Source organism: Pseudomonas sp. B21-023, assembly GCF_024749165.1.
Taxonomy (GTDB): domain Bacteria; phylum Pseudomonadota; class Gammaproteobacteria; order Pseudomonadales; family Pseudomonadaceae; genus Aquipseudomonas.
Window position 1 is genome coordinate 1,414,676 of sequence record NZ_CP087190.1, and the last position, 12,740, is coordinate 1,427,415.

General features: G+C 64.9%; 9 protein-coding genes and 1 pseudogene. 8 read left to right on the forward strand and 2 right to left on the reverse strand.

The window, feature by feature from the left end:
- Positions 1-146: 146 nt before the first annotated feature.
- The 8 genes from LOY42_RS06425 to LOY42_RS06460 all read left to right on the forward strand — a co-directional run bounded on the left by LOY42_RS06425 (position 147) and on the right by LOY42_RS06460 (position 9,684).
- The gene (locus tag LOY42_RS06425; RefSeq protein WP_139673644.1) at positions 147-2,093 is read left to right on the forward strand and encodes an FAD-dependent oxidoreductase; all 1,947 of its coding nucleotides are present in this window, start codon (positions 147-149) and stop codon (positions 2,091-2,093) included.
- Positions 2,094-2,228: 135 nt separating this feature from the next.
- Complete coding sequence (locus LOY42_RS06430) at positions 2,229-3,125, forward strand: nitrilase family protein (protein ID WP_102685195.1); 897 nt, start codon at positions 2,229-2,231, stop codon at positions 3,123-3,125.
- 93 nt (positions 3,126-3,218) lie between these two features.
- Complete coding sequence (locus tag LOY42_RS06435) at positions 3,219-4,286, forward strand: hypothetical protein (protein ID WP_232968190.1); 1,068 nt, start codon at positions 3,219-3,221, stop codon at positions 4,284-4,286.
- Positions 4,283-5,260 carry an asparaginase gene (locus LOY42_RS06440; protein WP_139673642.1) on the forward strand — a complete coding sequence of 326 codons (978 nt, stop codon included), beginning with the start codon at positions 4,283-4,285 and terminating at the stop codon, positions 5,258-5,260. Before LOY42_RS06435 ends, LOY42_RS06440 begins: the two co-directional genes overlap by 4 nt.
- A gap of 82 nt (positions 5,261-5,342) precedes the next feature.
- Positions 5,343-5,897: a UPF0149 family protein gene (locus LOY42_RS06445; RefSeq protein WP_139673639.1), complete on the forward strand. Its 555-nt coding sequence runs from the start codon at positions 5,343-5,345 to the stop codon at positions 5,895-5,897.
- 177 nt (positions 5,898-6,074) lie between these two features.
- The gene (locus LOY42_RS06450) at positions 6,075-6,704 is read left to right on the forward strand and encodes a glutathione S-transferase family protein (protein WP_139673636.1); all 630 of its coding nucleotides are present in this window, start codon (positions 6,075-6,077) and stop codon (positions 6,702-6,704) included.
- Positions 6,705-6,722: 18 nt separating this feature from the next.
- Positions 6,723-8,738, forward strand: a complete 2,016-nt coding sequence (locus tag LOY42_RS06455; protein ID WP_258600050.1) for a pyridoxamine 5'-phosphate oxidase family protein — start codon at positions 6,723-6,725, stop codon at positions 8,736-8,738.
- A 46-nt stretch (positions 8,739-8,784) separates the two neighbouring features.
- Complete coding sequence (locus tag LOY42_RS06460; protein ID WP_111532573.1) at positions 8,785-9,684, forward strand: LysR family transcriptional regulator; 900 nt, start codon at positions 8,785-8,787, stop codon at positions 9,682-9,684.
- Between the two features lie 50 nt (positions 9,685-9,734).
- On the opposite strand, the gene LOY42_RS06465 is transcribed toward LOY42_RS06460, so the two are convergent.
- A complete protein-coding gene (locus tag LOY42_RS06465) occupies positions 9,735-11,153 on the reverse strand; it encodes a PLP-dependent aminotransferase family protein (protein WP_258600052.1) in 1,419 nt (472 codons plus the stop codon).
- Positions 11,154-11,176: 23 nt separating this feature from the next.
- Positions 11,177-12,600 (reverse strand): annotated as a pseudogene (locus LOY42_RS06470) (transporter).
- Positions 12,601-12,740 lie beyond the last annotated feature (140 nt).

The following is a 12,740-nucleotide window of genomic DNA, read 5'->3' on the forward strand; positions in this document are numbered from 1 at the left end:
GGAACGGGTAGCGTGGGAGCGGGCTTGCCCCGCGATTGCGTCTGTTCTGGCAACGACGCACTCAGCACCGCGATATCCATCTACCACTCACCATCTCCCTGCTCTCGGCATGCTCAGGCCCCCATCGACCTTGAGAACCCGAGACCATGACCATTGGTTCAACGTACAACCATCCCGCCGACCTGGCCGTCGAGCCGCACTCTCCAGTGCTGCCATGGGCCGCACGCTTCCCGAACCCGCCTGACCTGTGTTTCGACTACCGACGCCTCGTCGAACAACAGGACGGTATTGCCCAGGCTTCCCGTCCTGCACATCGCATCTGCATTGTCGGTGCTGGTGTCACCGGCCTTACCGTCGCACGTGAACTGCTGCGCTGTGGTTTTACCCATATCACCCTGGTCGAGCAGGCTCGGCGTATCGGGGGACGTCATCTCACCGTGTCGACCCCAGCTGGCAAGCCGCCGGGATGCACCGCTCCCTTCGAGATGGGCGCCATGCGCATGCCGTTCTTCAACCGAACCGGCGAGCCGCCCAAGGCAGGCCGTTCATTGATGGCTTACTACGCCAACCTGTTTGACCTGCGTCTTTCCGCTTTCCCTAACCCTGGCACGCAGTGGGTCAATGCAACGGGTATCTACCTGCGTGAAGGCCAGCTTGAAGGGGAGGGCGATCCGAAGCTGCTGATCTGGAAGAATCCCGAAGGTCACACTCCACCACCTACCGCGGTACTACAGAGGATTCATGGCAAGTGGCGGCGCTTTGCCGAGCGTTTCGCCGAACAGGTGGCCGCCATTTACGGCACAGAAGGCTGGCTGGCGATGTGGTCGGCAATCGTCGAGCGATATCACAGGCTGTCGTTCCGTGAACTGGTATTGCTGTCGAGCCAGGAGGTTTGGGACCCTGGCAACCCAGGTGATTTCGGCGGCGTTGGCATGGACCGTGACGAATCGGCGATCTTCTATGCAATCGGTATCGGTGATGGCAGTTGGGGCGCCTTCTACGACGTGTGTTGCCTCTATCCGTTGCGTACTGCCATTTTCGGTTTCAGCAGCCATCTGCAGCTTGTGCATGGGCGTGTAGATGAAAGGGGGCGAGTGCTTGCCGCGCCGTATCAGGGTATCGAGACCGTGCCCGACAGCAAAGGCCTGCATTTCCAGGCACCTGCCTATCTGGGGATCGCCGCGTTGGATGAGGCCCTGCTGTTCATGGATATTGCTGGCTTGGGCGAATCCTTGTACAGCCAATGCGTGACGCGTAAGGATGGCCTGCTGACGGACAGCTCTGTTCATGGCCTGGACAAATTGGCCGATGGCCGCATCCGCGTCGATTACCGTTGGCGGCACAGTGATGAAGCCAAGGCTCAGCCGATGAGTGAGGTGTTCGACAGCGTGGTGCTTACCACGCCGTCCTGGTTGATCGAAACAGGGATGCGCCTGGAGGGGTTCTCCCGGAACATGCTGCCACCGGACATTATCGAGGCCTGGAAGCACGCCCATTGGGAGACCAGCTGCAAGGTTTATGCGCCGCTGCGTAAAAGCTTTCTCGACCAGCATCCCCATCTGCCGCAGATCCTGGTCACCGACAGCTTCGTGCACGATGTCTATGCCTACCGTTACAACGATCAGCACAGCCGCGATTGCATCCTGCTCAGCTACACCTGGGAGGACGATGCCACCAAGCTGGCGGCGTATTCAGACGCCGAGTTGGTGGAAAAATGCGTAGCGGAACTCGATCGGATTCTGTTGCGTTGCGCCAACATCGGCGAGCCCATCTCGCCGCACATTGATCTTGGAAATACTCGCATACAAAGATGGATGACAGACAGGAATGCACTTGGCTGTGCGAAATTGTACCGGCCGGGTGCCTATTACGACGCGGTAAGCCTGATGAAGTACAACCGCGAACTGAGTGCCCATTCAGGGCTCTACCTCGCCGGAGAGTCTTTCTCTGTCGATGCAGGCTGGACCGAGCCGTGTCTGCGCACCGCCATCGACACCGTGATCAACCTCTGCAACAACACCGACGCACGTTTCAAGGATGGCTTCAACCTCGAGCACTATCCGCATTATCAGGTGCCTCTACAGGTGCTTTGAAACAACTTTGTAGGAGTGCTCCTCCCCGTATTTTCGCACTCTCCCGCAGTTCCAGAGGATCCTGCTGACTGTCGCTCCACCTGCCATGCCCGTTCTACTGGCGGCCTTCCATAACAACCAGAAAAGGAAGCCGCCATGCAGGAACACACCACCCCAGTCAGCCCCGTACGCATTGCCGTCATCCAGTACGACCCGCAGGTCGGCCTGGACCATTGTGATGGCAACCTGAGCCGTGGTTTGGCCCTGGCCCGCCGCGCCGTGCGTGAAGGGGCGAACCTGATCGTGCTGCCGGAGCTGGCCAACACTGGCTACACCTTCAACTCCCGCGCCGAGGCCTATGCCCACGCCGAGTCGCTGGAGGATGGACGATGCCTGCAGGCCTGGGCGGAGTTCGCCCGTGAGCAGCAGGTGTATCTGGCTGCAGGCTTCGCCGAGCGTGACGGCCTCAAGCTCTTCGACAGCGCCGTGCTGTTCGGCCCGCTGGGGCTGCTCGGGCATTACCGCAAGGCGCACTTGTGGAACCAGGAAAAGCTCTGGTTTACCCCCGGCGACCTGGGCTTCCCGGTTTTTGAAACGCCCATCGGCCGCATCGGCCTGCTGATCTGCTGGGACATCTGGTTCCCGGAGGTGCCACGGCTCATGGCAGCGCAGGGCGCCGACATCATCTGCAGCCTGAACAACTGGGTCTGGACACCGCCGCCGCTGTTCGACGAGGCCGGACGCTGCATGGCCTCGTATCTGACGATAACCGCAGCCCACGTCAACAATGTCTATATCGCCGCCGCCAATCGCATCGGTCGGGAACGGGGCGGGCGCTTCCTCGGTTGTTCGCTGATTGCCGGCACCAACGGCTGGCCCATCGGCGAGGTGGCCGGTGCCGAGGAGGAGTGCATCCTGTATGCCGACGTCGACCTCAGCGCCGCCCGCTCGGCGCCTATCTGGAACAGCCTCAATGACCTGCCGCGTGACCGCCGCACCGACCTCTACGACGCCACCTTGGGTTATCGGCTGCATGCGCCGATGCCACGTTGAGGAGGCGCCATGGAACAGCACCTTTCTTTACCGCGACAACGGTCGTCGTCGCTGATACTCCTGGGCCTCGCGCTGCTTTGCGTTGCCAGCCTGATGTTGGGTGGATGGCCCGATTATGCGCAACTCGTCGCAACCCTCGACCAGCCGCTGAGCAGGCTGCGCTGGATGGTCGGCGATATCAGTGAGGTCGCCTTCTACAAGCACGAGTTGCCGGCACTGGGGCTGCTGCTGGGGGCGAGCCTTGCGCATTGGGCCCAGCAGCGTGGGCATCGCTGGCAGGGCTTCGCCATCTGCTACGGCACTGGGCTGTGGCCCTGGCTGATTATCAGCTCGCTGCTCGGCCTACTGCTCAGCCATGCGTTGTGGGGCTGGACGCTGGACGGTGGTACCTGGCAGCCGACCTTCGTCGCCTTCGTCTCGCTGCCGGCGGCCATGGTCCTGCTGTTTGGCGGCGGTTGGCGCGTCGCGATCAATGGCGCGCTGCTCGGTGCCGTGCTGGTGACGCCGGCCAGCCTGCTGCTGGTCAACTACCTGTGCTACCCGCTGCAGTTGCCGGTGGTGATCGGCAATGTCAGTGGCATGGCCCTGGCCAGTGTGCTGGCGTTCCTGCTGTGCAAACGCTTCCCGGTGCTGGTTCGCGATGGACAGCGCCCTGCGCTCGTAGCGACAGCCAGCCAGCCGGACTATGGCGTGGCCTGGACCCTGCGTCGGGTACTGGCCGATTTCAGCGAAGCGCCGTTCTTTGGCAATGAACTGGCCAGCCTCGGCTTGCTGCTGGGCGTATTGCTGGCTTATGTATTGGCCCCGGCGGCACCGGCCTACGGATCGCAACTGGTGCTGCAGATGGTGGCCGGGCAGGGGTTGGCATCGCTGGTCGGTGTGCTGTTCTGGCGACGGCAATGGAAGGAGCGGGGCTGGTATCCGACCTATATTCCCATCGTGTCGATCGTGCCCGCCGCCGTGCTGACACTGGGTGGCAGCTGGCAGGTGATCATCGCCAGCGCAGTGCTCGGCGCGCTGATCGCGCCACCGCTTGCCGTGGCAATCAGCCAGCGCCTGCCAAGCTACATGCACGGTTATATCGGCAATGTCCTGTCCATGGCCATCAGCACCCTGGGTATCGTGCCCCTGGTTGGTCTGCTTGCGGGAGGTAACCCATGACAGCACCACGTGTTTCCATCGGCAGCCTGGGCGGTACGGTCAGCATGCAATCCGGGGCGCCGGGGCAGGGTGTGACACCCCGGCTCGACTGTGCCGCGCTGTTGAGTGCCCTGCCTCAGTTGCAGCAACTGGCGCAGATCAGCACCGCCACGTTGTGCCTGGTGCCGAGCGCCTCCCTGGCATTCACCGACATGCTGGATGCGCTGGCCTGGGCAAACGCACAAGTGCAAGCCGGGGCCCAGGCCGTGGTGCTTACCCAGGGCACCGATACGCTGGAGGAGACCGCATATTTCCTCGATCTGCTTTGGCCCCATGACATTCCGCTGATCATGACCGGCGCCATGCGCTCGGCCTGCCAGCCGGGCGCAGATGGTCCGGCGAACCTGCTGGCGGCAGTGCAGGTTGCGATAGCCGATGGCAGCCGGGGGCGTGGCGTGCTGGTGGTGATCAACGACCAGATTCACTCGGCCGCCCGGGTACGCAAGACTGCCAGCCTGGCAATGGCGGCCTTCGAATCGCCCGGCGCAGGGGCGTTAGGGGAAGTGGTGGAGGGCTGTCCCATCTATCGTCAGGCTGCCGCGCCACGCTGGGTGTTGCCCCTGCCGGCGCAGGTCGGTCACCAGGTCGTGCTGCTGGAAACCTGCCTCGATGCCGATACGCGGCTGCTGCGAGCCCTTGGTGGCATGGGCTATTCAGGGCTGGTGGTTGCCGGCTTTGGCGCAGGCCATGTCTGCGAAGCCTGGGCCGAGGCTTTGGAGGACGTCGCAGACACCATGCCAGTGATTATCGCCACCCGCACCGGCAATGGCCCGACAGCCCGGGGAACCTACGGGTTCGTCGGTGGCGAGATCGACCTGCAGGCCCGCGGCCTGCACATGGCCGGCTGGCTTTGCCCGCGCAAATGTCGGCTCTTGTTGTGGCTGCTGGCCGGTAGCGGGCGGCAGGCCGAGCTGGCGCAGTGGCTGCAGCAATAGCCCAATGCCCGTTCCCATGAAGGGAGCGGGCAGGCGTTGCCTATGCTAGGGTGCACGCACATTTACCCAGGACACCCACCCCATGCTCCCCGCGCTCAGCGAAAAAGAACTCGACCGCCTCGAAGACCTGCTGATTACCTACGGCAACGATTATTCGGTACTCAACCTCGCCGAGCTCAACGGTTTCTTCACTGCGCTGGCCAGCTCCCCCAACACGGTCAACCCTGAGCAATGGCTGCCCTCTGTCGCCGGTGGCAAGGTGCCCAAGTTCAAGAAGCCTGCCCATGAAGAAGCGTATACCGCGCTGATGCTGCGTTATGCCAGCCAGGTGGCCGAAGAGTTGGCCACGGACCTCGAGGACTTCGAGCCGATGTTCGAAGAGGGCGAGAGCGAAGAGGGCCCGACGATCATTCTCGAGGAGTGGTGCTTCGGCTACATGCGCGGCACGCAAGTGGCTGAGTGGAGCGAGCTGCCGCCGGAGCAGGATCGTCTGCTCAAGGCCATTTCGCTGCATGGTCTGGAGGACAACTTCGAGTTGCTCGACTCGATGAGCTTCGATGAGCGCCAGGCCTGTGTACCGCTGGTGGTCGAGGCGGCGCGGGGGTTGTACCAGTACCAGAAACAGCACCGGCATTGAGATCGCAACCGCGGGCGCGTGGGAGCGGCGATGCGGCGACCCGACTTGCCCCGCGATTGTAATTATTCCACTTGCCGAAATACTGGATTGCTTCCAGCACGGATTCTGCTGCCAGCCGATCCCGTGCAGCATGTCCTCCAGCAGCGCCACTCCCGGCGCTGACCTGGAGCCCCGCACATGCCAAGCCCGATCAAGCTCTACAACTTCCCCAAGTCCGGCCACGCCCACCGTATCGAGCTGATGCTGTCACTGCTCGAACTGCCTACCGAGCTGGTCTTCGTCGACCTGGCCAAGGGTGAGCACAAGCAACCCGGGTTCCTGGCCATCAACCCCTTCGGCCAGGTGCCGGTGATCGATGACAACGGTATCGTCATCGCCGACTCCAACGCCATCCTCGTCTATCTGGCCAAGGCCTATGGCGGCGAGCGTTGGTTGCCCGAAGATCCGGTCGGCGCCGCCCGTGTGCAGCGCTGGTTGTCGGTGGCGGCAGGCCCTTTGGCCTTCGGCCCGGCCGCGGCACGTCTGGTGACCGTATTCGGCGCCTCGTTCAACACCGACGAAGTGATTGGCCGCGCCCATACCTTGCTCAAGGTGATCGACGCCGAATTGGCCAAGGGCCCGTTCCTGGTAGGTGACCAAGCGACCATCGCTGATATTGCCAACTACTCGTACATCGCCCACGCCCCCGAGGGCAATGTGTCGCTGGAGCCGTACGCCAATGTGCGCGCCTGGCTGGCCCGGATCGAGGCGCTGCCGGGCTTCGTGCCGATGCCACGCACTGTCATCGGTTTGCAGACCACGCTCTGAACCCAGAGGAATGCCGCCATGCGATCGCCCTGGCATGCAGGTGAAAAACGGCTGCAGGAGCAAGTCGGTGTTGCAGAGCGCATGGAGGTATTCGGCCAGAAGGTCATCCGCGACTTCATGCCCGACCAGCATCGCGCGTTCTACCAGCAATTGCCGTTCCTGGTGGCCGGTGCCGTGGATGCTGCTGGCACCCCTTGGGCGACGCTGCTCGAAGGCCCGGAAGGCTTCGTCAGCTCGCCCGATCCCCGGCAACTGCTGATCGGCACCGCGCCTGCCGCTGATGACCCGGCCATGCCGGGCCTGGTGGATGGCGGTGCCATTGGCTTGCTGGGGATCGAGCTGCACACGCGGCGGCGCAATCGCCTCAATGGCCTGATCCGCCGGGCTGGCCCCGGCCAGCTGGAGGTGGTGGTCGAGCAATCGTTCGGCAACTGCCCGCAGTACATCCAGCTGCGCGAGTACACCCGCGTCGACGAGCCGCCGCAGGGGCGCCGGGACTCAGTGGCACTCGATACCGAGTCCCGCGTCATGATCGAACACGCCGATACCTTCTTCGTCGCCAGTTACGTTGAGCAGGAAAATGGCCAACGTGCCGTGGACGTGTCCCACCGCGGTGGCCGGCCCGGTTTCGTCAGGGTCGAAGGCAATCGCCTGACCATACCCGACTACGCCGGCAACCTGCATTTCAACACCCTCGGCAATCTGCTGGTGAACCCGGTCGCTGGCCTGTTGTTCGTCGACTTCACCACGGGGGATGTGCTGCAGGTTTCCGGGCATACCGAGGTCATTCTCGACAGCCCGCTGATCAGCGCTTTCGAGGGGGCCGAGCGGCTCTGGAACCTGGACATCGAGCAGGTGGTGGTCCGCCCGGCCGCCGTGTCATTGCGCTGGGCCTTTCAGGAGTACGCCCCCACCAGCCTGATGACCGGTACCTGGAGTGAAGCCCAAGAGCGCCTGCAACAGCGTGAGCGCCAGCGCCAATGGCTGACCTGGCGCGTGCTGCGTATCGAGCAGGAAAGCCGCGATATCCGTTCGTTCTACCTGCAACCCGAGGAGGGTACGGCGGTGCCCTTCGTGCCCGGCCAGCATATTCCGGTGCGCTTGCAGGTTGATGGAGAGGCACCGCTGATCCGCACCTACAGCCTGTCCAGTGCGCCGTCCGATGGCCACCTGCGCATCAGCGTCAAGGCGCAGGGGCCGGCGTCACGCTATCTGCACCAGCAACTGAAGGTGGGCGACCCTTTACAGGTGCGCCTGCCCATGGGCAGTTTCACCCTGGATCACACCAGCGACCGGCCCCTCGTGCTGGTCGGTGCTGGTGTCGGTATCACCCCGTTGATCGCCATGCTCCGCGAGCAACTGGCCTTGGGGCTGGGGCGGCGCATCTACCTGTTCCACGGTGGCCGTACGTTGGCCGACCTGCCGTTCCAGCACGAGCTTGCCGAACTCCAGCAACACGCCGGTGGCCTGCTGAGCATTCACCGCGCCCTGAGCCTGCCCGAACCCCAAGCCGTGCAGGGCCGCGACTATGTGTTCGCCAACCGCCTGGGCATCGAGCAGATCAAGGCCACGCTGCCGCTGGACGACTACGACTTCTATCTCTGTGGCCCGGCCAGTTTCACCCAGGACCTTTACGAAGGCCTGCGCACGGTGCATGTACCGGATACCCGCATCCATGCCGAAGCCTTCGGCCCTTCGATACTGCGCCGCCATACCGACGACAACCAGTCCACCCTGCAACAACCGCCGCCCGCCAGCGAACCGGTACCGGTGTACTTTGCCAGCTCAGCCAAGGAAGCGCGCTGGGCGCCTGGTGGCGGTACTTTGCTGGAACTGGCGGAGAGCCGCGGCCTGTCGCCGGACTTCAGTTGCCGCGGTGGCTCCTGCGGCACCTGCAAGACCAAGCTGGTCAGCGGCCAGGTCCACTACCCGAATCCGCCCGCCGAACTGCCCGAAGCCGGTAGCGTGCTGATCTGCTGCGCGATTCCGGCCCAGGCCGAGGAAGGCGTGCAGCCCCTGGTACTGGAGCTCTAGCGTGACCACGGCGATAATCGCTCGACGACAACGCGTGGGGCGCGGCATGGACCAGATCCACCTGATGAAAGTGTTCGTGGCCGTGGGCGAGCTGGAAAGTTTCGCCGCCGCCGCTCGCCGCCTGGCCATCTCGCCGGCGGCGGTGACCCGCGCCGTCAGCGCCCTGGAGGAACAGCTCGGGGTCAAGCTGCTGCTGCGCACCACCCGCAGCGTGCGCCTGACCGAGGCCGGCGGGCGCTATCTGGAAGACACCCGGCACATCCTCGCCAGCATTATCGAAGCCAACGAAGCCGCCGCCGGCATCAACGCCGCGCCCAAGGGCGACCTGGCGGTGACCGCGCCGATCCTGTTCGGCAAGAAGTTCGTCATGCCCTGCATCGTGCGCTACCTGCAGCAGTACCCCGAGGTGGACGTCTCGGCGTTCTTCCTCGACCGCGTGGTGAACCTGGTGGAGGAGGGCATGGACGTGGCCGTGCGCATCGGCCAGTTGCCCGACTCGGGCCTCAAGGCGCTGCGGGTGGGCAAGATGCGCCGGCTGCTGTGTGCCTCGCCCGAATACCTGGAACGCCATGGCACGCCGCGCCATCCCTCGGAGTTGCAGAAGCACGAGGTCATTGCCGCCGGGACGCTGTCACCTCGCACGGACTGGCGCTTCGGCGCCATCGACGACCCGACGCTGATTCGCATGAAGCCGCGCCTGACCGTGACCAGCAACGACGCCGCCATCGCCGCGGCCAGTGCCGGGCTGGGGATCGCCCGGCTGCTGTCGTACCAGGTGGCGGACGAAGTGGCGGCCGGGCGCTTGCAGGTGATTCTGGCCGAATACGAGGAGGCGCCGTGGCCGATCCATATCCTGCATCGCGAGAGCAAATATGGTTCGACCAAGGTGCGGACCTTTATCGATATGTTGGCTGAGCACTTGCGTAGCCAGGCGCATCTGGCGTGATTCCGGAACCTGGGGCTGCTGCGCAGCGGCCCCAAGTACCTCAAGCTCAATCAAGGCCTTGAAAGGCCAGCGCACTCCGCCAGCACCCTCAACCCGCCCATCACCTGCGGCGTAATCACCCGCCCCAGGCACACCCGCAACCCAGTGCCACATTCCCCATCGGCAAAGAACATCCCGCTGGCGCCCACATTGCAGCCACGCTCCGCGGCAAGCCGTTGCAGCGCCAGCATGTCTGTCCCTCCCGGTAATTCGACCCAGTGGATGAAGCCGCCCCGAGGCGCCACATAGCGCGTCCCCGCCGGAAATACCGAGCGCACCAGCGTCTCCACCACTCCGGCCTGCGCCGCCAGCCGCCCACGCAGTTTCGCGCAGTGCTCGTCCATGTACCCCCGCCCGATGAATTCATCCAGCACCCGCTGCGCCAGGCTCGATACCGCCAGGTTGCGCGAAAACATCTGGGCCAGGATCGCCTCCCGGTACCGTCCGGCCACGCACCAGCCCACCCGGTATCCCGGCGCCACGGTCTTGGAGAACGACGAGCAATAGATCGTCTGCCCGGTCACGTCGTAGTGCTTGATCGCCCTGGGGCGCTGCGCCTCGTCCACCAGGTCGAAGAAGATGTCGTCCTCGATGATCGGCACATCCGCCGCCTGCGCCAGCTGTGAGAGCCGTGCTCGCGCCGTGTCGGGCATGATGAAGCCCCGGGGGTTCTGCAGCGTCGGGTTGAGGAACACCACATCGACCTTCCCGCGCTTCAGGGCCCACTCCAGGTGCTCGAGGTCCATGCCGCTGTCGGCGTGGGTGCGAATGGGCAGGGCGCGCATCCCCAGGCGTTCGATGGTCTGCAGGATGCCGTAGTAGGTGGGTGTCTCGATGGCCACCGTGGCGCCCGGCCGGGCGACGGCTTCGAGGGCCAGTTCCAGCGCCACGGTGTCGCCTGAGGTCACCAGGATATCGTCCGGCCCGCAGGCCACGCCGCGTTGCAGCATCAGCCCGGCGATACGCCGGCGCAGCGAGGCCAGGCCGGGTGGCGCGATCAGCCCGGCCAGCGCCAGATCAGCCTTGCTCGCCAGTGATGCCAGGCATCTGCTCAGCAGCACCTGGGGGGCAAGTTCGTCATGCAGCACTGCCGAGCTCAGCGAAAGCGTGGTGTTGCTGGCCGCCTGGGCGAGCATGGCGACCACCGCGTGGTCGACGTTGACGGTGACGCTGGCCAGGTCGAACCCCTGCACCTGGGCCGTGCCCTTGGCGACGAAATAGCCTACCCGTGGCCTGGCCTGCACATAGGCATTGGCCTCCAGCTCCGCCAGGGCCCGTTGCACGGTGGCGATGCTGCTGTCGAACAGCCGCGCCAGCTCGCGCACCGAGGGCAATTGCATGCCGCTGGGCCATTCACCGCTGTCGATCTGGCGCAGCAGCCAGGCGTTGACGGTGTGCCAGCGCTTGTCGGGCTTGGGAATGCGGTCCATGGGGGCTCTTTGTGGCGTCAGGTTCAGGCCCCCGAAAGGTAGAGCAAAACCACGCCGGTTGCAGCCACGATGACAATGTTCAGCACGACCAGGGCAAAACCGAAGCGGATCAGCCCGTGCTCCTCGTCGCGGTTGGCACCGGCCAGCCCGATGATCAGCGCCAGGATCGACAACGAGCCCAGCGCGCCGTGCCCGGCGGCACTGTTGGCCATGGCGGCCAGCCACGCACCATGGCTGTCGGACAATGCCGCGATGGCGGGCATCACCAAGGTGGTACCGCCGACATTGGAACTGGTGACATAGCCGGCCAGCCCTGCCAGCAACGACACCGTCGCGGCCAGCGATACGCCGGACAGCGACTGCAAGGCCCGTTGCGCCTCGACCAGGAAGCCCGCCTTGACCATCACCTGGGAGAGCAGCAGGAACAGGAAGATCGTCGCCACCGGAAACCGTGCGCGGGTGAACAGTGCCCGCCACGGGAAGCCGCCGCCCTGGCGTGCGGCCATCGCCAGCACCACCAGCAGCAGCGCCAGCCCCGGCGAGGCCAGTGGCTTCCACGCCACATTGGCGCCGTGCACCACCCACCCGCCGTCCCAGCCCGAGACCAGGAACAGCCCACGCGAGGCGACGATCACCCCCAGCAACGCCAGGTACGGCCACGCTGCCCGTGGCCAGTGCACCAAGGTTCCTCGCCGCGCCCAGGACAGCGCCAGGCCCGTGCAGGCCACCGCCAGCCCGGCCAGCACCCCCGACGCCTCGGGCCCGATCCAGCGGTTGGCCGTATACAGCACTGTGCTGAACAGCAGCGAGATCGCCGCCAGCCCTAGCCATGCCTTGAGGCGGCGGATCCCCGCCAAGGCCAGTGCCACGGCGGCCAGGCAGAGAAACACCGGTGCGCTGACCAGCGCCGAATGGCTGCCCAGTTCCTGCGCCGGTACATGGGCCAGCAGCGCGCCGATCACCGTGGCCAGCCCAAGGGTGCCCCACGGCATCACCGCCATCCCCGCCAACGCCATCTTCATGCCCGTCTGGCGCGAAAACAGCCCCATCAGCAATGGCACGGTAGCGATCAGCGACACCCCGAACCCGGTCATCGCTTCCAGCAGCGGCGCCAGGCCCAGGACGATGAAGATCACCTGCATCGGTGGCGTCCAGCCCAGCTCCCGTACCCAGGCCCCGATAGCCTGCGGGGCGCCGGCGCGCTCGACCAGAATGGCAAAGGCCAGGCCCGGGACGATCACGCCGGCGGTGCTGAGAAACAGGATCAGCGTGTCTTGCAGGATCGCGCCGGACACCGCGGTCGACAGCGGCTGCGCGACGCCCAGGCCCCACAGCAGCAGGACACCGGCCACGCCGGCCAGCGCGGCCTGCACGGGGGGCGGCGCAGCAGCAGGATCAGGGTGATCACCAGGCCTATGGGGGACATTTGCAGCAGCAGGGCAGCCATGATGCGGGTTCCTTTAGCCATCCGGGGGAGTGTGGGAGGGATGGTGGAGGGAAGGGAGAGACGGCAATAGATACAGGGGGTGGGGGTTTTTCAATACAGACCCAGGGCTTGTGGCGTTGGAGCCACCTGTTTGCACCTCC

Excerpts from the sequence above, each read along its gene's own strand:
- LOY42_RS06425 (WP_139673644.1), top strand. The coding sequence starts at position 147 with ATGACCATTGGTTCAACGTACAACCATCCCGCCGACCTGGCCGTCGAG.
- LOY42_RS06430 (WP_102685195.1), top strand. The coding sequence starts at position 2,229 with ATGCAGGAACACACCACCCCAGTCAGCCCCGTACGCATTGCCGTCATC.
- LOY42_RS06435 (WP_232968190.1), top strand. The coding sequence starts at position 3,219 with ATGTTGGGTGGATGGCCCGATTATGCGCAACTCGTCGCAACCCTCGAC.
- LOY42_RS06440 (WP_139673642.1), top strand. The coding sequence starts at position 4,283 with ATGACAGCACCACGTGTTTCCATCGGCAGCCTGGGCGGTACGGTCAGC.
- LOY42_RS06445 (WP_139673639.1), top strand. The coding sequence starts at position 5,343 with ATGCTCCCCGCGCTCAGCGAAAAAGAACTCGACCGCCTCGAAGACCTG.
- LOY42_RS06450 (WP_139673636.1), top strand. The coding sequence starts at position 6,075 with ATGCCAAGCCCGATCAAGCTCTACAACTTCCCCAAGTCCGGCCACGCC.
- LOY42_RS06455 (WP_258600050.1), top strand. The coding sequence starts at position 6,723 with ATGCGATCGCCCTGGCATGCAGGTGAAAAACGGCTGCAGGAGCAAGTC.
- LOY42_RS06460 (WP_111532573.1), top strand. The coding sequence starts at position 8,785 with ATGGACCAGATCCACCTGATGAAAGTGTTCGTGGCCGTGGGCGAGCTG.
- LOY42_RS06465 (WP_258600052.1), bottom strand. The coding sequence starts at position 11,153 with ATGGACCGCATTCCCAAGCCCGACAAGCGCTGGCACACCGTCAACGCC.